This is a genomic window from Clostridium kluyveri DSM 555 (genome assembly GCF_000016505.1).
Classification (GTDB): domain Bacteria; phylum Bacillota; class Clostridia; order Clostridiales; family Clostridiaceae; genus Clostridium_B; species Clostridium_B kluyveri.
On record NC_009706.1, the window covers coordinates 707,981 to 725,904 of the forward strand.

The 17,924-nt window shown below is 32.7% G+C and carries 21 protein-coding genes; 20 read left to right on the forward strand and 1 reads right to left on the reverse strand.

Annotation, left to right across the window (positions count from 1 at the left end; translation table 11 throughout):
- Positions 1-45: 45 nt before the first annotated feature.
- The 19 genes from CKL_RS03510 to cobC are packed head-to-tail and all read left to right on the forward strand — an operon-like array spanning position 46 to position 16,884.
- Complete coding sequence (locus tag CKL_RS03510) at positions 46-1,113, forward strand: pyridoxal phosphate-dependent aminotransferase (protein WP_011989282.1); 1,068 nt, start codon at positions 46-48, stop codon at positions 1,111-1,113.
- Between the two features lie 53 nt (positions 1,114-1,166).
- Positions 1,167-1,706 carry a cob(I)yrinic acid a,c-diamide adenosyltransferase gene (locus CKL_RS03515; protein ID WP_011989283.1) on the forward strand — a complete coding sequence of 180 codons (540 nt, stop codon included), beginning with the start codon at positions 1,167-1,169 and terminating at the stop codon, positions 1,704-1,706.
- Between the two features lie 32 nt (positions 1,707-1,738).
- Positions 1,739-2,737: a cobalt-precorrin 5A hydrolase gene (gene cbiG / locus CKL_RS03520; protein WP_011989284.1), complete on the forward strand. Its 999-nt coding sequence runs from the start codon at positions 1,739-1,741 to the stop codon at positions 2,735-2,737.
- 54 nt (positions 2,738-2,791) lie between these two features.
- Complete coding sequence (locus CKL_RS03525; protein WP_011989285.1) at positions 2,792-3,658, forward strand: GHMP family kinase ATP-binding protein; 867 nt, start codon at positions 2,792-2,794, stop codon at positions 3,656-3,658.
- A 28-nt stretch (positions 3,659-3,686) separates the two neighbouring features.
- Positions 3,687-4,559 (forward strand): hydroxymethylbilane synthase, encoded by an 873-nt coding sequence (gene hemC, locus CKL_RS03530; RefSeq protein WP_012620215.1) that lies wholly within the window; start codon positions 3,687-3,689, stop codon positions 4,557-4,559.
- Positions 4,560-4,587: 28 nt separating this feature from the next.
- A complete protein-coding gene (gene cobA, locus CKL_RS03535) occupies positions 4,588-6,060 on the forward strand; it encodes a uroporphyrinogen-III C-methyltransferase (protein WP_011989287.1) in 1,473 nt (490 codons plus the stop codon).
- An 11-nt stretch (positions 6,061-6,071) separates the two neighbouring features.
- The gene (locus tag CKL_RS03540) at positions 6,072-6,932 is read left to right on the forward strand and encodes a sirohydrochlorin cobaltochelatase (RefSeq protein WP_011989288.1); all 861 of its coding nucleotides are present in this window, start codon (positions 6,072-6,074) and stop codon (positions 6,930-6,932) included.
- The gene (locus CKL_RS03545; RefSeq protein WP_011989289.1) at positions 6,917-8,416 is read left to right on the forward strand and encodes a cobyric acid synthase; all 1,500 of its coding nucleotides are present in this window, start codon (positions 6,917-6,919) and stop codon (positions 8,414-8,416) included. Before CKL_RS03540 ends, CKL_RS03545 begins: the two co-directional genes overlap by 16 nt.
- 4 nt (positions 8,417-8,420) lie before the next feature.
- Positions 8,421-9,743 carry a cobyrinic acid a,c-diamide synthase CobB gene (locus CKL_RS03550; RefSeq protein ID WP_011989290.1) on the forward strand — a complete coding sequence of 441 codons (1,323 nt, stop codon included), beginning with the start codon at positions 8,421-8,423 and terminating at the stop codon, positions 9,741-9,743.
- Positions 9,744-9,750: 7 nt separating this feature from the next.
- Positions 9,751-10,377 (forward strand): precorrin-8X methylmutase, encoded by a 627-nt coding sequence (locus CKL_RS03555; protein ID WP_011989291.1) that lies wholly within the window; start codon positions 9,751-9,753, stop codon positions 10,375-10,377.
- 10 nt (positions 10,378-10,387) lie between these two features.
- Positions 10,388-11,485 carry a cobalt-precorrin-5B (C(1))-methyltransferase CbiD gene (gene cbiD / locus CKL_RS03560; RefSeq protein ID WP_011989292.1) on the forward strand — a complete coding sequence of 366 codons (1,098 nt, stop codon included), beginning with the start codon at positions 10,388-10,390 and terminating at the stop codon, positions 11,483-11,485.
- A 15-nt stretch (positions 11,486-11,500) separates the two neighbouring features.
- Positions 11,501-12,115, forward strand: a complete 615-nt coding sequence (gene cbiE, locus CKL_RS03565; RefSeq protein ID WP_011989293.1) for a precorrin-6y C5,15-methyltransferase (decarboxylating) subunit CbiE — start codon at positions 11,501-11,503, stop codon at positions 12,113-12,115.
- On the forward strand, positions 12,112-12,672 hold the full coding sequence (gene cbiT / locus CKL_RS03570) for a precorrin-6Y C5,15-methyltransferase (decarboxylating) subunit CbiT (protein WP_011989294.1): 561 nt from the start codon (positions 12,112-12,114) through the stop codon (positions 12,670-12,672). Before cbiE ends, cbiT begins: the two co-directional genes overlap by 4 nt.
- A 13-nt stretch (positions 12,673-12,685) precedes the next feature.
- Positions 12,686-13,351 (forward strand): cobalt-factor II C(20)-methyltransferase, encoded by a 666-nt coding sequence (locus tag CKL_RS03575; RefSeq protein ID WP_011989295.1) that lies wholly within the window; start codon positions 12,686-12,688, stop codon positions 13,349-13,351.
- A 15-nt stretch (positions 13,352-13,366) separates the two neighbouring features.
- A complete protein-coding gene (gene cobM / locus CKL_RS03580) occupies positions 13,367-14,122 on the forward strand; it encodes a precorrin-4 C(11)-methyltransferase (protein ID WP_011989296.1) in 756 nt (251 codons plus the stop codon).
- A complete protein-coding gene (locus CKL_RS03585; RefSeq protein ID WP_011989297.1) occupies positions 14,119-14,907 on the forward strand; it encodes a cobalt-precorrin-6A reductase in 789 nt (262 codons plus the stop codon). Before cobM ends, CKL_RS03585 begins: the two co-directional genes overlap by 4 nt.
- 14 nt (positions 14,908-14,921) lie before the next feature.
- A complete protein-coding gene (gene cobJ / locus CKL_RS03590) occupies positions 14,922-15,641 on the forward strand; it encodes a precorrin-3B C(17)-methyltransferase (protein WP_011989298.1) in 720 nt (239 codons plus the stop codon).
- A gap of 55 nt (positions 15,642-15,696) precedes the next feature.
- Positions 15,697-16,254 (forward strand): bifunctional adenosylcobinamide kinase/adenosylcobinamide-phosphate guanylyltransferase, encoded by a 558-nt coding sequence (gene cobU, locus CKL_RS03595; protein WP_011989299.1) that lies wholly within the window; start codon positions 15,697-15,699, stop codon positions 16,252-16,254.
- 48 nt (positions 16,255-16,302) lie between these two features.
- Positions 16,303-16,884 carry an alpha-ribazole phosphatase gene (gene cobC / locus CKL_RS03600; protein ID WP_011989300.1) on the forward strand — a complete coding sequence of 194 codons (582 nt, stop codon included), beginning with the start codon at positions 16,303-16,305 and terminating at the stop codon, positions 16,882-16,884.
- A gap of 80 nt (positions 16,885-16,964) precedes the next feature.
- Here cobC and CKL_RS03605 read toward each other — a convergent pair whose 3' ends face one another.
- On the reverse strand, positions 16,965-17,366 hold the full coding sequence (locus CKL_RS03605) for a pyridoxamine 5'-phosphate oxidase family protein (protein WP_011989301.1): 402 nt from the start codon (positions 17,364-17,366) through the stop codon (positions 16,965-16,967).
- Between the two features lie 123 nt (positions 17,367-17,489).
- Between CKL_RS03605 and CKL_RS03610 the strand changes: the two genes are divergently transcribed.
- The gene (locus CKL_RS03610) at positions 17,490-17,891 is read left to right on the forward strand and encodes a winged helix-turn-helix transcriptional regulator (RefSeq protein WP_011989302.1); all 402 of its coding nucleotides are present in this window, start codon (positions 17,490-17,492) and stop codon (positions 17,889-17,891) included.
- Positions 17,892-17,924: the final 33 nt, after the last annotated feature.

Sequence of the window (17,924 nt, forward strand, 5' to 3'; positions counted from 1 at the left end):
TTAGCTATTAGTTGATAAATCTGATAAAAGGAGGGTATAAAGATTATGATTCATGGAGGAGATATTTACACGGAGGGAGTTTTCAAAGGGAAAAAATTATTGGATTATAGTTCTAATATTAATCCACTTGGAATTCCTAAAGTTTTTTTGAAAAATATAAAGGAAGCTTTAGAAAATATGATAGTTTATCCCGATATTCAATATAGGAATCTAATAAAATATATAAAAGAATATATTGGATGTGAAAATGTAGACGTCCTTTTAGGTAATGGTGCCTCTGAACTCATTGATCTATCTATAAGTCTATTTAAAAGCATACTTATTATTGTTCCTTCCTATGGAGAGTATGAGATAGATGCAAAGAGATGGAATTGCAGGATTGAGTTTTCTTATTTATCTTCTCAGATGGAAATCGATTATGATGATATAATGAATAAAATGGGGAAAGTGGATTCAATTATAATTGGAAATCCTAATAATCCAAATGGAGGGGTAATTGACAAGAAAAAATTTCAACCCATATTGGATTTTTGCGAAAAGAATGATAAGGTAATTATTTTAGATGAAACCTTTATTGAGTTTACAGGAAAAAACGAATTTAGTTTTATGGATAAAATAGAAAAGTATAAAAGTATCTTTATAATAAAAGCAATGACTAAATTTTTTGCTATGCCGGGTATAAGGTTTGGATATGGTATAACTAAAAACAGCAGTATTGTAGATGGAATAAAGAATAGACAAAATCCATGGAATATTAACTGTTTTGCAGAAATAGCCGCCAAATATTGTTTAAGTGATTTAGATTATATTAATGAATCTGTTGTGTTAGTTAATAGGGAGATACAATTCATGACAGAAGAACTTAAAAAAATATATTTTATAGAAAAAGTATTTCCAACCTGTGCAAATTTTGTATTATGTAAAGTAAGAAATGTAAATGAACAGCAGGTATATGATTATTGTATAAATAGAGGAATAATCATAAGAAAAGCTGGTAATTTTAAAGGACTTGATAAAAATTTTATAAGATTTGCAATAAAAGACAGAATTTCCAATGAAAAATTGTTAACTGTTCTAAGACATTTTCAGAGGAATAGTTATCCTGTATGCTAGATTTTTTTATAACAACAAGTAAAATTTCCGTTTAAAAAGGAGATGGAATAAATATGGGTAAATTAAAAAAAGGCTTTATCCAAATATATACAGGAGATGGAAAGGGTAAGACTACAGCAGCTCTGGGATTGGCATTGAGAGCTGCAGGAAATAATTATAGGGTATGCATGGTTCAATTCCTTAAGACATCTAGAACAGGTGAGATTGAAAGTGCAAAAAAGCTGGAAGGTAATTTTAAAATATATAGGTTTGAAAAGAAAAAGGGCTTTTTTTGGACATTAAATGACTGTGAAAAAGAGGAGTTAAAGAAGGAAGTGAAAAAAGTTTATGAATTTTGTTTAAAAGCTCTTGAAAATAATACCTGTGATATTTTAATAATGGATGAAGTTATGGCTATACTTTCAAATAGACTTCTTTCTGTAGAAGAAATTATCAAGCTTATAGATAAGAAACCAGATAATATGGAACTTATATTGACTGGAAGAAATGTACCGGAGGAAATTTTACAAAAAGCAGATCTTGTAACAGAAATGAAAAATATAAAACACTATATGGATAAGGGTATACTGGCAAGAGAAGGTATAGAATATTAAAAATTAAGGGGTTTTTATAGGAGAACTTAAGTATGAATGTGGCACTAATTAGTTTAAATAAATATGGAGATGTAATTGGCAAGAAGATAGGGGATTTTATTCCCATACATATATTTTCTAAAAACAAAATTGAAAATTTTAATATTGTAAAACTTACAGAGAAACTTATGAAAGATTATGATGCCATAATTTTTGTATCCTCCACAGGTATAGCGGTTAGAGCTATTGCACCTTTTATAAAAAATAAGTCTGAGGATCCTGCCATTATTGTAGTGGATATACTGGGTAAATATGTTATAAGCCTTTTAAGTGGACATTTAGGCGGTGCCAATGAACTTTCAAAAAAAATAGCTAAAATAATAAATGCAGAGGACATAATCACCACTGCAACGGACAACTTAAATTTAAAGGCACCGGATATTATTGCAAAGGAAAATAATCTTATAATAGATAATATGGGTGATGCAAAGTGCATTTCAGCCCTTATGGTAAATGGTGAAAATATTATTTTTGAAGATGAGGAAAATCTTATTCATACTCCAAGAGGCTATGGAGACAACTTAGAAACTGCCAGTGGAGTTGTGTATGTAACAAATAAATTAAACTATTTTAATACTTACGGCAAAATGGCTGTGCTTAAGCTTATAAGAAAAAATGTAATTATTGGAGTTGGCTGCAGAAAAGATTATTCAATTGAAGCTATGCAAAATACAGTAAGAGAAAAACTTAAAGAATACAATATAGATGAAAGAGCTGTTAAAATAGTTACATCCTGTAACATTAAAAGTGAAGAAAAGGCCATTATAGAACTGGGGAAATTTTTTGGGGCACAGTTTAAAACTTTCAGCAGGGAAGATATAAAATCCATTGAGCATAAATATAAAGGGAGTAAATTTGTAGAGGGTCATATTGGTGTAAAAGCAGTATGTGAACCTTGTGTTGAACTTTCAGGGGGTAAAATTTTGGTTAACAAACTTAATTTATCGGGAATGACTTTATGTATAGGAAAGGAAATATATAATGCACGATGAACAATTCACGATTCATAATTATAATGTTTGGGTAAATAGGAAAAGAGGGAAAACATGAAGGCCACTGCCAGTTATCCAGGCAGCATAGGTGAAATGATACAGGGAAATTTTAAAGGGAAAGATGTATTAATATCCTGTCCTGTAAATTTTTTTACCAGAGTAACTTTATTTGAAAGTAATTGTCCAGTATTTAAATATAATTATCCAAAAAGCATGCAGTTTATGAAAAATGCTTTAAAAAGATGGAATTATGACGTTTATGAAAAAAATATGGATATGGTTATAACTTCTCAAATTCCAAAGGGAAAGGGATTTGCAAGTAGTACTGCAGATCTTTGTGCCACTTACTATGCACTTTTAGATCTTTTCAACAGATCATTCAATGAAAGGGAATTAATAGACTGTTGTATTGAGGTGGAACCTACAGACAGTATAATATTTCATACCATGACTATATTTGACTATAAAAGAGGGAATTTTAAAGAAAGCATAGGAGAATATTTTAAATTTTACCTTATAGTATTTGAAGGAAATAGAAGAGTGGATACTATAGAGTTTAACAGGGGGGTAACTAAACCTTCAAACTATGTAGATGATTTGATAAAAATATTTAAAAATGGACTAAAAAGGAAGGATTTAAAAGATATGGCTTTGGCGTCTACAGAGAGCATATTGAGAAATGAAAGTAGGCTTAAATATAGTATATTACCTGAGATTATAAACATTAAAGATTTCACAGGGGGACTTGGTATTATAGGTGCCCATACGGGAGATTGTCTTGCCATAATCTATGAAAACTCACAAACTGTGGATAAGGCCATAAAAAATATCGAAGGCATTTTAAATTACAAGATATATAAACTTGAAACCATTGGTAAAGAGGAGCTTGTTCAGGAGATCGGTAGTGAGTATCCGGGATAAAAGCAGAATAATTTATGGAGGTAATACTTTGAGTTTTAGAATTGCTACAAGGAAAAGTAAATTAGCATTAGTACAAACGGACTATGTAATAGACTTATTGGCTTTAAAATTTAAGATGCAGTGTGAGAAAGTTTTGATAAGAACTGAAGGAGATAGAAAACTTGATGTATCTTTAGATAAAATTGGAGGAAAAGGCGTTTTTGTAAAGGATATTGAAAAAGCTTTGATAGAAAAACGTGCCCAGGCAGCAGTACACAGTATGAAAGACATGCCAAATGAATTACTGGACTTGTTTGAAATAATTGCAATGCCTGTGAGGGAAGATGTAAGAGATGTTTTTATATCCCCTGAAGGTATAAAATTTTTAGATCTTCCCAAGGGAGCCGTAATAGGTACCAGCAGCATAAGAAGGGCAGTTCAGATAAAAAATTTAAGACATGATATAGAAATAGTTCCTATAAGGGGAAATATAGAAACAAGAGTGAGAAAAATGAAGGAAGAAAAATTGGATGGTATAGTTCTCGCGGCAGCTGGAGTTAAAAGGCTGGGTATGTCAGAAATTATAACAGAATATTTTAATCCTTTTGAATTTATTCCTGCAGTGGGCCAGGGGGCTATAGGAGTAGAAATTCTAAAAAATAGTGAATATGCAAGTACTCTAGGGAAAATTGATAATGAAGACATAAGAATGGGTGTTGAAGCAGAAAGGAGCTTTTTAAAAAAGCTTCAAGGTGACTGCCACACTCCAGTGGGAGCGTATTCCGTAATTGAAGGTGAAATTCTCAATATAACTGGTATTTTTCAAGTGGGTAATAAACTCATAAAAAAAGATGTATGTGGCGATAAATGGGATTATATTGCACTGGGAGAGAGTTTGGGAGAAAAGATTATAAGTGGTTAATTAAAGTGAAAGGAAGTAAATATCTGCTATGGGAAAAGTATATTTGATAGGGGCAGGACCTGGAAATGAAGAATTAGTTACTTTAAAGGCAGTAAGAGTTTTAAAGGAATGTACGGTAGTGCTATACGACAGGCTTTCAGGGGAAAGTTTACTTAGATATTTAAATGAGGATTGCAAAATATTTTATTGTGGAAAAGAACCAGGATGCCACTATAGATCTCAAGAAGAAATAAATAATATGCTTGTTAAGTTTGCAAAAGAGGGTCATATAGTCGGAAGAATAAAAGGAGGAGATCCTTATGTATTTGGAAGAGGGGGAGAAGAAGGCATAAGATTAAGCAAAGAGAATATTCCCTTCGAAACTGTTCCAGGAATTACATCTGCCATAGCTGTTTTAAATTATGGTGGAATTCCTATTACCCATAGGGACATTTCAAGAAGTTTTCACGTGTTTACAGCTATGACCAGGGAAGGAACAAGTCTCCAATGGGAATATATTTCCAAGTTGTCGGGAACCTTGGTTTTTCTTATGGGAATGGAGCATATAGGAGAAATATTTAGAAAACTTATGGAAAATGGGAAAAATAAAAATACCCCTGCGGCAGTAATAATGAGAGGAACAACCTCAAGACAAAAGATGGTGACGGGTAATTTGATGAATATAGTGGAAAAGGCGAAAAGTGAGAACCTTAAAGCACCTTGTATTATAGTAGTTGGGGAAGTGGTCTCTCTTAGTAAATATTTAAACTGGTATAATAATATGGAATTATACGGCACTAATGTGTGCATTACAAGGAGCAGGGAACAATCTTATGAAGTTAAAAATAAACTGATTGAATTAGGGGCAGAGGTAACGGAAATCAATGCAATAAAAATTTTAAATACCTCAGAAAATATGGATGGTTATTTAAATAAACTTCACAGGTATGACTTTATAGTTATGACCAGTGTAAATAGTGTAAATATATTTTTTAATTATCTAAAAGAAAAAAGATATGATATAAGAAATGTAAAAGGGAAATTTGCAGTAATTGGCTCTGCTACGGAAAGGACTTTAATGGAAAATGGTATATATGCGGATATGAGGGCTAAAGAATTTTCAAGTAAAAATTTAGAGGAAGCCCTTATGAAAAAGGTTAAAAAATCTGACAGCATATTAATACCCTGTTCCAAACTATCACGAGGAAAAATAGCACAAAGTTTAATTGATTTTGGGTGTCAGGTAGATGAAGTACATATTTATGAACCGGTACAGGGAGAAATGTCTGGTGAGAAAGCTTTTGACGAAGTAGATGTGGTGTTTTTTACAAGCCCTTCTACGGTAAGGAATATGATAAATATGGTGGGATTAGATAAGCTTCGTAGAAAAATCAATATAGCTATAGGGCCTATTACCTTTAAAGAACTGGAAAAGCACAGTATATCCAGCCTTATAAGTGATGAATTTACAACAAAAGGTATGATTAAAAAACTTTTACAATTTAAGCAAAATAAGGATTAGGAAGTGATTATGTGAAAAAGGCAATTTTGGTAATCAGTTTTGGAACAACTTATGAAAATACAAGGAGACTTACCATTGATATTATTGAAAATAAAATAAGAAAAAAATTTAATGGCTATGAGATAAGAAGAGCTTTTACCGCCTATAAAATAATAAGTACATTAAAATCAAGAGATAAAATAATGATAGATACTCCGGGAGATGCCCTAGAAAAGTTAAAAAATGAAGGGTTTGAAAAGGTAATTGTACAGCCGCTTCATATAATACCTGGAGGAGAATATGATTTTATTGTAAGAGTAGTTCAAAGATATAGAGGAAGTTTTGAAGAAATAAAAATTGGGAGGCCGGTATTGTTTTATAAGGGAATAGATGAAGAAATCCCGGATGATTATAGTGTCATGGCAGATGCAATTGAAAACATAATTCCAAAGGATAATTTAAGCATATTAATGGGCCATGGCAGTACCCACTGGGCTAATGCCTGTTATTCCTGTCTCCAGCTTGTTTTAAGAGAAAGGGGATTTAATAACTCGTTTATTGCCAATGTGGAAGGTTACCCTGATTTTAACAATGTAGTTAACCATATAACTAAAAATTATACTTTTACCGAAAAAGAACATAAAAAAATTAAATTGATTCCTCTTATGCTGGTAGCAGGAAACCATGCCTTAGTGGACATGGCTGGGGATGAAGAAGATTCCTGGAAAAATATTTTAACAAGACTTGGATTTCAGGTAGAAGCTTATATTCATGGATTGGGGGAAATTGAAGAGTTTCAGGATATTTATATATCTCATATACAAGATGTTATAAATTCAAAATATGATTATAAGTTTCACAGAAAGAAGGAATATGAATGCCAAAAATTATGATTCAAGGTACTGCTTCTTCTGTGGGCAAAAGTATAATTGTCGCGGCTTTATGTAGGATTTTTAAGCAGGATGGCTTTAAAGTCTGTCCCTACAAATCTCAAAATATGTCCTTAAATTCCTATATTACATTAGACGGCAGAGAGATGGGTAGAGCTCAGGTGCTTCAGGCGTATGCATCAGGACTTGAACCAGAAGTATATATGAATCCTATACTTTTAAAACCTACTACAGATAAAAATTGCCAGGTTATTATAAGGGGCGAAGTCTATTGTAATTCCAGTGCGCGGGAATATTATAATATGAAAAAGGAATTTGTACCCATGCTAAAAAAGGACTTTGAGATATTGGAAGATAAATTTGACATAGTGGTGATTGAAGGTGCCGGAAGTCCTGCGGAAATAAACTTGAGAGATAATGATATTGTCAATATGGGCCTGGCAGAGATGGTGGATTCCCCTGTGATTTTAGTAGGAGATATAGATAAAGGGGGAGTATTTGCTTCACTTTTAGGTACCATAATGCTGTTGACTGAAAAGGAGAAAAGTCGGGTAAAGGGAACCATTATTAATAAATTCAGAGGAGATGTGGATATATTAAAGCCGGGTCTATCAATGATAGAAGAAAAGATAAAAGTACCCTCTATAGGCGTGATACCATATTTTAGGCTGGCTTTAGAGGATGAGGACAGTGCAGTGGATTTTAATACAAAAATTAGTGCGCCTATTGATATAGCCATTATAAAGCTGCCTCACATTTCAAATTTTACGGATATGGATCCATTAAAAATTGAAGAAGATGTGTCACTGCGTTATGTAACAAGTGCAGATGATTTTGGAAATCCGGATTTACTTATAATACCGGGAAGTAAGAATACCATAGAAGATTTACTCTATATAAGAAAAGTAGGAATAGAAGATAAAATTAAAAAGTATTCAAGTAGAGATGGATTTATATTTGGAATATGCGGAGGATATCAGATGCTTGGCACATATATAGAAGATCCTTTGGGGGTGGAGACAAAAGTTAAAGCTGTGGAAGGAATGAATATTTTAGATGTGAGTACTGTGTTTGCAAAAGAAAAGATAACTACAAGAGTTAAGGGTAAAGTTTGCGGGCTGACTGAGAACATTGATATTTATGGATATGAAATCCACATGGGGTCATGTAATTATGGCAAGAAGGCAAAACCTTTAGTAGAGATAACTGATAAAAATGGCTGCAGCTGCAATTTTAAAGAAGGAGCCATTAATCCCGGGAGAAATGTTATGGGTACATATATTCATGGAATTTTTGATGGAGCTGAGCTTAGACAGTACATAATGAATACATTAAGGTCTAGAAGAGGAATAAAACATAAGAACTCAAAAGTTTATGAGAATTTAAGAGATGGGGAAATTGATAAATTAGCTGATATTGTGAGAAGTAGTTTGGATATGAAAAAAGTATATGAGATACTGAATGTAAAAAGTAAATTTATGGAGTAAAAATATGAAAAGCATAATTATATCATCAAGCAGCAGTGGAGGGGGAAAGACTACAGTAACATTAGGACTTATGAGGGCACTTATAAAAAGAGGATTTTTGGTCCAGGGATATAAAATAGGTCCCGATTACATAGATACGGCATTTCATGAATATATAACGGGAAAAGCTTCCAGAAATCTAGATTTATATTTAATGGGTGAAGAAGGGGTGAAAGCCTCTTATACAAGGGGCAGCGGAGATTATGGCATAGTTGAAGGGGTAATGGGCCTTTATGATGGAAAGGGTATAAATTCAGAATACTCTACAGCTTCAGTAAGCAGACTTTTAAAAATTCCTGTAGTACTGGTACTTGCACCTAAGGCTCAGAGTGTTACCTTGTGTGCGGAGATAAGTGGACTTATAAATTTTGAACAAGTAAATATAGCTGGAATTATTTTAAATAATATAAATGAAAACTATTATAAACTTTTAAAAACCATAATTGAAAAAACCTTTAAAGGAAAGATTAAAGTATTTGGTTACCTTCCTAAAGATGACACATTAGGGTTGAAAAGCAGACATTTAGGGCTTATTCAAAGCAGCGAAGTAATAGATCTGGATAAAAAAATTGAAAAGTGCAGTGAATTGCTTGAAAAATATGTAAATGTTGATGAATTACTAAAATATTTTTTAGAAACACAGCAATTTAAGGATCTTTATCATATAGAAAGGAAACATTTAAAAATTGCAGTAGCAAAGGATAAAGCTTTCAATTTTTACTACAAGGAAAATTTGGAGTTATTAGAAGAGATTGGAGAAGTTCAATACTTTAGTCCTTTAAGTGATAAAAACTTGCCTGAGAATATAGATTTTTTGTATTTTGGAGGGGGCTATCCAGAGATATTTAAAGAAGAATTAAGTGACAATAAGACTTTGATTGAAAGTATCAATACTTCATTGAATAAAGGCACAAGATGTTATGCAGAGTGTGGGGGACTTATGTATTTAATGGAAAGTATAGAGCATAGAAGTATGGTTGGATTTTTAAAAGGAAATGCCTATATGAGTACAAAGCTCTATAATTTTGGATATGCACAAATCAAAGTTGAAACTGATAATTATATATTGCCCAAAGGTATGGAAATAAATTGTCATGAATTCCATAAATCCTATGTAAAAACGAAAGAAAATACAATATATACACTGATTAAGGATACCTATGATGGAAAACAAAAAAAATGGAGATGTGGTTATTTGAAAAATAATACCCTGGCAGCTTATGCCCATGTGCATTTTTTCGGGAATATGGATTTTTTGAAGTATCTAGTTATTATAAAAAGGAAGTGAAAGTTTCATGGATTATATTAAAAAGCCAGGGGTAATTGAAGAAAAAAGTTTTCAAATTATTGGGGAGGAATTAGGACCTAATAATTTCACTCATAGAGAACTACTTATAATAAAAAGAGTAATACATACCACTGCGGATTTTGAATATAAGGATTTATTGTATATCAGACCTGGAGCTATAGATGATGCGCTTAAACTTTTGAAAGAAGGAACTACAATTTATACAGATACAAATATGATTTTGGCAGGAATAAATAAAAGAGCACTGAAAACTTTGAATTGCAGTGTGGTATCCTATGTGGCAGAAAATGAAATAGCTCAAATTGCAAAAGACAGAGGAATAACCCGCTCTATGGCAGCCATAGAAAGAGCTTCAGAGGAGGGAATAAACTTTTTTGTAATTGGAAATGCTCCTACTGCTTTATATAAATTAAAAGAATTAGTTGAAGAGGGAAAGTGCAATCCATCTTTTGTAATAGCGGTTCCTGTAGGATTTGTTGGTGCGGCACAATCAAAAAAGGATTTTGAAAAACTTACACTACCCATGATTACGGTAAGAGGAAGAAAAGGAGGCAGTACAGTGGCGGCGGCAATTGTAAATGCCCTTTTATATATGTTGGTAAATAGGAAATAAGGAGATACATATGTTTGATTTATATATAAATTGTGGAGGAAAAAAGTTAAGATGCGGTTATACTACAGGTTCTTGTGCTGCAGCTGCAGCAAAGGCTGCGGCTAAAATGCTTTATTCACAGGAAAATTTAGAGCATATAAGCATAAATACACCTAAAAATGTTGAACTGGATTTGCATATTGAAAGTGTAAAAAAGGGTTCAGACTATGTGGAGTGCTGCGTAATAAAAGATGGTGGAGATGATCCGGACGTAACAAATGGAATTGAGATATGGGCCAGGGCTGAAAAAAGTGAAAAGGAATATACATTAAAGGCAGGTATAGGCATAGGAATAGTCAAAGGTGAAGGGTTATATGTTAAAAAAGGTGACTTTGCAATAAATCCTGTGCCAAGAATTATGATAGAAAAAGAGGTAAGGAAAGTTCTGCCACAAGGGAAAGGGGTTACTATAACTATATTCGTTCCAGAAGGAGAGAAAATCGCAAAAAAAACCTTTAATCCACGATTAAATATAGTAGGGGGCATATCTATTTTAGGTACTACGGGAATAGTAGTACCTATGTCTGAGGAAGCATTAAAAGAATCTGTAAAACTTGAAATTTCTCAAAAGGTTGCCAGCGGGTACAAGGATCTGATACTTTTATTTGGAAATATGGGGGAAGATAAGGCAAGAGAACTAGGGATGGACATAAAAAAATCCGTTATAATGTCTAATTATGTTGGATTTGCTTTAGAGTGCTGTGTGGAAAATAAAATAGAGAAAATACTCATAGTAGGTCATATAGGGAAGCTTTCTAAAATTGCTGCTGGATGCTTTAATACCCACAGCAGGGTATGTGACGTAAGACTTGAGGTTATGGCTCTTGAACTTGCACTTATGGGAGCAGATAAGAAAATTGTGGAAGCTGTATATAATGAAAAAACCACAGAAGGTGCAGTGAAGATTATAAGTGAGGAATATAAAGATATATATGAGAGAATAGGTTATAAGATAAAAAAAAGAATAGAAGACTTTACTTATGGGGCTTTAAAAGCTGAGGTAATCATGTATTGTATGGCAAGTGGAATTTTGTGGGATGGAAGAAGTAAAATAGATGAAAATAACTAAAAGGAGTAAGATGCTGTGATTTATATTGTTGGAATTGGACCCGGGGCAAGAGAATATATTCTGCCTAAAGCACAAAAAATTATGGAAAATTGCCATGTAATCATTGGCTTTGGAAGGGCTCTAAAAAGTTTAAACTACATAAAGCAGAAGAAAATTATATTTAATTCCTTTGTGAAAATATTTGAATTCATAGAGAATAACAAAGATAAAGATATTTCTGTGGCAGCTTCGGGAGATCCCTGCTTTTACGGTATCACTGAATATTTTAATAGAAATTTCAATGGAGAATTCCAGGTAATACCGGGCATAAGTTCTTTTCAATATTTAATGTCAAAACTAGGAAAGTCCTGGCAAAATGCCAGATTGTGCAGTCTACATGGCAGAAATGAAAAATTTATTGAAGAAGTTAGAAATAATAAGCTGTCTATATGGCTTACAGATAAGAATAATACCCCTAATTATATTTGTAGTCAACTGATAAAAAATCATATCAGAGCTTTGGTATATGTAGGTGAAAATCTGTCCTATGAAGATGAAAAAATTTCAAAGGGAACTGAAGAGGAAATGTATGGAGGTAGTTACAGCAATTTATGTGTAGTGGTGGTTCAAAATGGAGAGGATATTAAATGATATATATAAAAGATGAAGAATTTATAAGAGGAAATTGTCCTATGACAAAAGAAGAGATTAGAATATTAAGCATAGCAAAAATGGAAATTAAAGAGGATGATACATTACTGGATATTGGTGCAGGGACAGGTTCCCTAAGTATACAGATGAGTAAATGCAGTCCTTTAGGTAGTGTAACGGCTGTTGAAAGAGATAGGGAAGCCCTTGAAATACTGGAGAAAAACAAGGAAAAATTTAAAGCTTATAATCTCAACATAGTAGAAGGAGATGCACTTTCGGTAGAACCTTCTATAAAAAAAGTATTTGATGCTATTTTTATAGGGGGAAGCGGAGGGGACATTAAAGATATAATTATCAAGTACTGTTCAAAGTTAAAAAAGGGTGGAAAAATTGTAATGAATTTTATAACTATTGATAATCTTTATAAGGCCATGAAGACACTAAAAGAACTGGAATTTGAAACAGAATGTATTCAAGTGACCATAAGTAAAACAAAGAATAAGGGTTTTATGTTATTTTCAAATAATTCAATTTATATATTAAGTGGAAAAAAGTAATGGAGGTTTCAGCATGGCTAAATTATATGGAGTAGGGGTAGGACCAGGGGATAGTGAATTATTGACATTAAAGGCATTGAAGGTAATAGAAAAGTGTGAGGTTATAGTGGCACCAAGTTCTATGGAAGGTGGCAGAAGTATTGCATTAGATACTGCAAAACAGTTTATAAGAGAAGACTCAGAGATAATAGTAAAGCATTTTCCAATGGGGGGAGAGCAGCAAGAGGGAAAAATATATGAAGCTTTTCAGGTCATAGAGCAAAAAATACAAGAAGGAAAAAATGTGGCCTTTTTGACCATTGGTGATCCACTGATATATAGTACTTATATTTATTTGTTAAAATATATTGAAGAAAAAGGATATAGCACAGAAACAGTTCCTGGGATTACATCTTTTTGTGCTTGTGCCAGTGTTGCAAAGGAGGCTTTAGTTATAGGGGACGAACCTCTTTTAATAGTTCCTGGAAACAGGCTGGATGCTGTAAGAGATGAAAAAAATGTGGTGATAATGAAGGTCTATAAAAAAGAAGAACAAATAGTAAATTATCTGGAGGAAAGAGGCTTTAATTATGTGTGTGTAAAAAAAGCCGGCAGAGAAGGGCAGAGGGTTACACGAAATAAAGATGAAATATTAAAGGACAAAGAATATATGTCTATAATAATAGCTCATAGAAAGTGAGATGAATATTTTAATATGGTTTATTTTATTGGAGCGGGTCCCGGTGATGTGGATTTAATTACAGTAAAGGGAAGAAAACTTTTAAAAAAAGCAGATGTGGTTATATATACAGGTTCACTGGTAAGTAGTACACATATGGATTTTTGTAGAGAAGGGGTAAGTATATATAATTCAGCTTCTATGAATTTAGAGCAGATAATTCAGATATTAGAAAAAGCTGAAAAGGAGAATAAGTTAACAGTAAGACTTCACACAGGAGATCCTTCTATTTATGGCGCTATTAAAGAGCAGATGGATGAATTAGATAAAAGAAATATAAAATATGATATTATTCCAGGGGTAAGTTCTTTTACAGCAGCTGCTGCAGCCATAAAAAAAGAATTTACTCTGCCTGAGGTAAGTCAGACTGTAATTCTTACAAGAATGGAGGGAAAAACACCGGTGCCTGATAGAGAAGATATAGAAAAATTGGCGGGTATCGGGGCATCAATGGCTGTATTTTTATCAGTTGGTATGATTGATAAAGTAGTGGAAAAATTAAAAAAAGGATATGGAAGGAATGTTCCAATTGCTGTAGTTGAAAAAGCTTCATGGAAAGATGAAAGGGCTATAATTGGAACTTTAGATGATATATGTGAAAAAGTAAAAAAAGCCAATATCGCAAAATGTGCACAAATATTGGTGGGAGATTTTATAGATTGTAAATATAAAAAGAGTTTACTCTATAATAAAAATTTTACCCACACGTTCAGAAAAGGTGAGCATAAATGATTGGACTTATATCAGGCACTTCTGAAGGAAAAAATATAGTGGAGGGGCTCAATGGATTTACTGATAATATCTTAATTTCTACAGCTACAGCCTATGGTGGAGAATTATTTACTAATTATAAATATAAAGTTTTAAATACAAGGGCATTGACCCTTAATGAATTAAGAGAACTGTTTTTAAAAAATAATATAAAAGTTCTGGTAGATGCATCCCATCCCTATGCCCTGGATATATCCTGTAATTGTGAGAAATTATGCAGTGAGCTTCATATACCCTATTTGAGATATGAGAGACCTTCTGTATGTGATAAGTATAGAAATAAAGATAAGATAATTTTTGTTGATGATTATGAAGAATTAATGGATAAAATAAAAGGCATTAAAGAACTTCAGAACACAAGTAGTACTATTTTAAATACCACAGGCAGTAAAAATATAGATAAATTTATCTGCTCGGGCATTTCAAATAGAATTGTCCATAGAGTTTTGCCTTCAATGGAGGTAATAAAAAATTGTTTTGAGCTAGGCATAAACACAGAAGATATTATTGCCATAAAAGGGCCTATAGGCTATGAACTTAATTTAGGATTTATAGAGCAGTATAATGCAGGGGCGATAGTATTAAAGGACAGTGGAGTTCAGGGGGGTACAGAAGAAAAGATTAAAGCAGCTTTACATAAGGGAATATATATTTTTATAATTGAAAGAAAAAAGAAAATATATGAAGATGTTTTTTATGATCAAAAAGAACTAGTTAAATACATAAAGGATCAGGAACTTTATTGAGAAGGTGAAAAAATTTGGGCAAATTATATGTAGTAGGTATAGGACCTGGAGGTATAGAACATATGACATTGAAGGCAAAACAGGCTATAGAGGAAAGCGAAGTTATTGTGGGCTATACTAAATATATTAAGTTAGTTGAAGATTTAATTGTGGATAAGGAAATAGTTCAAACAGGAATGAGAGGTGAAATAGAACGGTGTAAAAAGGCACTAGAACTGTCACAAAATAAAATAGTCTCTATAATAAGTACAGGTGATGCAGGAATATATGGTATGGCAGGATTAATTTTAGAGGTGAAGGAAGAAAATCACATTGTAGAAATTGTACCTGGAGTAACTGCAGCTGTGGCAGGGGCGGCATTACTTGGAGCACCCCTTATGCATGATAGCTGCTATATAAGCTTGAGTGATTTAATGACTCCCTATAATCTAATAAAAAAGAGAGTTGAACTTGCAGCCCAGGGAGATTTTGTGATATCCTTTTATAATCCCAGAAGTAAGGGAAGACCCTATTATTTAAAAGAATGTACTGACTTGATAAGAAAATACAGACATGGGACTACACCAGTAGGTGTAGTTAGAAATGCCTTAAGGGATAATGAAAAAGTAAAATTGTGTACTTTGTGTACTTTTTGTGAAGATGAAGTTGATATGTTGTCCATAGTTGTTGTTGGAAATAGCAATACTTTTATAAAGGAAGGCAAAATGATAACTCCAAGGGGATATGTATTTTAGAATTCACAATTTACAGTTCACAATGCACAATTACAGTTTTGAAAGGAGATAAGGCATGGGAAAATTGATTCTTGTAACTGGCGGGGCAAGGAGCGGTAAGAGTTCCTATGCAGAAAGGCTGGCAAAGGAAATTAGGGGTGATATTTTATATGTGGCCACCTCTATTCCCTTTGATGATGAAATGAAGTTTAAAGTAAAGAAGCATATAGAGCAAAGGCCCTCTAATTGGGATACACTGGAGGCTTATAAGGATTTTCACAGCAAATTAATACCTATGCTTCCTGGAAAGTCCGGGGTAATTTTAGACTGTATAACGAATTTGGTTTCCAATCTTCTGTTAGAAAAATGTGGGGATATTGAAAAGATTAAAGCTTCTCAAATAGTAGAGATTGAAGAATACATAAAAGGGGAGATAAAGGAGTTTATAAATATTTCAAAGAATACATCCATACCTTTTATTGTGGTTACCAATGAAGTGGGGATGGCTCTGGTGCCGGAATATAAACTGGGGAGAATATTTAGAGAACTGGCAGGTAGTGTAAATCAGATTATAGCAAAAGAAGCAGAAAAAGTATACTTTTGTATTTCTGGCATACCGGTAAGGATTAAATAAATGATGAAAGTTTTTTATATCATTTTAGGTTATGGAGGAAATTTATAAATGTTAGAATTGATTTTGATAAGACACGGACAAACTGACAGCAATAGAAAGGGAACATATTCAGGCTGGACAGATATAGAACTTAATAAATGTGGAATTAGTCAGGCTGAGAGGGTAAGAGATAAACTAAAACACATAAATTTTGATCTTGTAGTGGCTAGTCCACTTAAAAGGGCTAAAAAAACTGCTGAGATTATCAGCAAAAATATAATTTACGATGAAGGACTTAAGGAAATTAATTTTGGGTTATGGGACAACCTGTCTTTAGAGGAAATTGAAGAAAAGTATCCAGAGGAGTATGAGTTATGGATGAGAGATAAAAAAGAGGAATTTATTTTTCCACAGGGAGAAAGTATAAAGGATGTGCAGGAAAGGGCGGCAAATGTTATTGATAATATAATCAAAAAACAGAAAAAGGGTATTGTTTTAATTGTTACCCATGGAGGCTTAATAAGAAATATTGTAGCACACTTGCTTGGTATGGGCAGGGCAGGATCCTGGCGTTTTCGTATAGATAATTGTGGTATAACTAAAATTCAGATAACAGATGGATATGCCGTCTTAACTGAACTAAATGGATAATTATAATGATTTTAACCCTCTTAATAATTGACTATATTATTAAGAGGGTCTATTGTTTGGAATTTAAAAAATAATATGGTTTAAAATTTCATTTCTTTAGAGGGATCTCCTGTTAGATAGGAAATTGATGCTGAGCCATGTTCAATGTAAAATACTTTAAAGATAGGATTATCAGCTGATTTGTACAAGCTTTTTACAAGTTCTGATGAATCCAATGCTTTTTGCTTTTTATCTATATCTTCTGCAAATACAATTTCACCACTTATTCTTGCCGTAACCATATCTTTAGAGGTGGCACTGTACTCTATATAGGGAGTTTCAATTAATTGTTCATACACCTTTTTTGTATTACTGGTGCAAAAATAAAGTTTGCCATTTTCATAAAACATGAAACCAAAGGGTCTAACCCTAGGTTTTCCATCTTCTACTGTAGCTAGAAATCCATATCCATTTTCTTTGAAAATTTTTATTACCTCTTCCATTATATATACCTCCTTGATTTTTTTGCTTATTATTAGTATAATACGTATGTTATATAATACAAGTACGCATATTTATATTACATAGTCATGAAAAATAGACTATTGAGAAAGGATAGGGTATTAATGGATAATGAAATTAAATTTTGTCCTGTATCTGTAGCTCAAAATATATTGATGGGAAAATGGAAATTATCAATTTTGTGGATTCTTAAAGATAAGACAAGGCGTTTTAATGAATTACAGAAATTGATGACTACAATTTCAAGAGGTGTACTTACACAACAATTGAGAGAATTGGAACGGGATAAACTTGTTAATAGAAAGGTATATAGGGAGGTACCACCAAAAGTGGAATATTCTCTTACAGAGATCGGCAAGAGCTTTATTCCAATAATGGTTCAGATTATAGAATGGGGAGCAGAATATATTGAAAAAGTAAATAACTGCAATATGGATATTTGTATATTAAATAAATTTCCCTGTCAAAAGTGCCATGAGATGCTGCAGACAAATAAGAAAAAATAGTATAACCATGATTTTAACAAGGTTATACTATTT

Coding starts and splice junctions, on each gene's coding strand:
- CKL_RS03510 (WP_011989282.1), top strand. CDS start 46: ATGATTCATGGAGGAGATATTTACACGGAGGGAGTTTTCAAAGGGAAA.
- CKL_RS03515 (WP_011989283.1), top strand. CDS start 1,167: ATGGGTAAATTAAAAAAAGGCTTTATCCAAATATATACAGGAGATGGA.
- cbiG (WP_011989284.1), top strand. CDS start 1,739: ATGAATGTGGCACTAATTAGTTTAAATAAATATGGAGATGTAATTGGC.
- CKL_RS03525 (WP_011989285.1), top strand. CDS start 2,792: ATGAAGGCCACTGCCAGTTATCCAGGCAGCATAGGTGAAATGATACAG.
- cobA (WP_011989287.1), top strand. CDS start 4,588: ATGGGAAAAGTATATTTGATAGGGGCAGGACCTGGAAATGAAGAATTA.
- CKL_RS03545 (WP_011989289.1), top strand. CDS start 6,917: ATGCCAAAAATTATGATTCAAGGTACTGCTTCTTCTGTGGGCAAAAGT.
- CKL_RS03550 (WP_011989290.1), top strand. CDS start 8,421: ATGAAAAGCATAATTATATCATCAAGCAGCAGTGGAGGGGGAAAGACT.
- CKL_RS03555 (WP_011989291.1), top strand. CDS start 9,751: ATGGATTATATTAAAAAGCCAGGGGTAATTGAAGAAAAAAGTTTTCAA.
- cbiD (WP_011989292.1), top strand. CDS start 10,388: ATGTTTGATTTATATATAAATTGTGGAGGAAAAAAGTTAAGATGCGGT.
- cbiT (WP_011989294.1), top strand. CDS start 12,112: ATGATATATATAAAAGATGAAGAATTTATAAGAGGAAATTGTCCTATG.
- CKL_RS03575 (WP_011989295.1), top strand. CDS start 12,686: ATGGCTAAATTATATGGAGTAGGGGTAGGACCAGGGGATAGTGAATTA.
- cobM (WP_011989296.1), top strand. CDS start 13,367: ATGGTTTATTTTATTGGAGCGGGTCCCGGTGATGTGGATTTAATTACA.
- CKL_RS03585 (WP_011989297.1), top strand. CDS start 14,119: ATGATTGGACTTATATCAGGCACTTCTGAAGGAAAAAATATAGTGGAG.
- cobU (WP_011989299.1), top strand. CDS start 15,697: ATGGGAAAATTGATTCTTGTAACTGGCGGGGCAAGGAGCGGTAAGAGT.
- cobC (WP_011989300.1), top strand. CDS start 16,303: ATGTTAGAATTGATTTTGATAAGACACGGACAAACTGACAGCAATAGA.
- CKL_RS03605 (WP_011989301.1), bottom strand. CDS start 17,366: ATGGAAGAGGTAATAAAAATTTTCAAAGAAAATGGATATGGATTTCTA.
- CKL_RS03610 (WP_011989302.1), top strand. CDS start 17,490: ATGGATAATGAAATTAAATTTTGTCCTGTATCTGTAGCTCAAAATATA.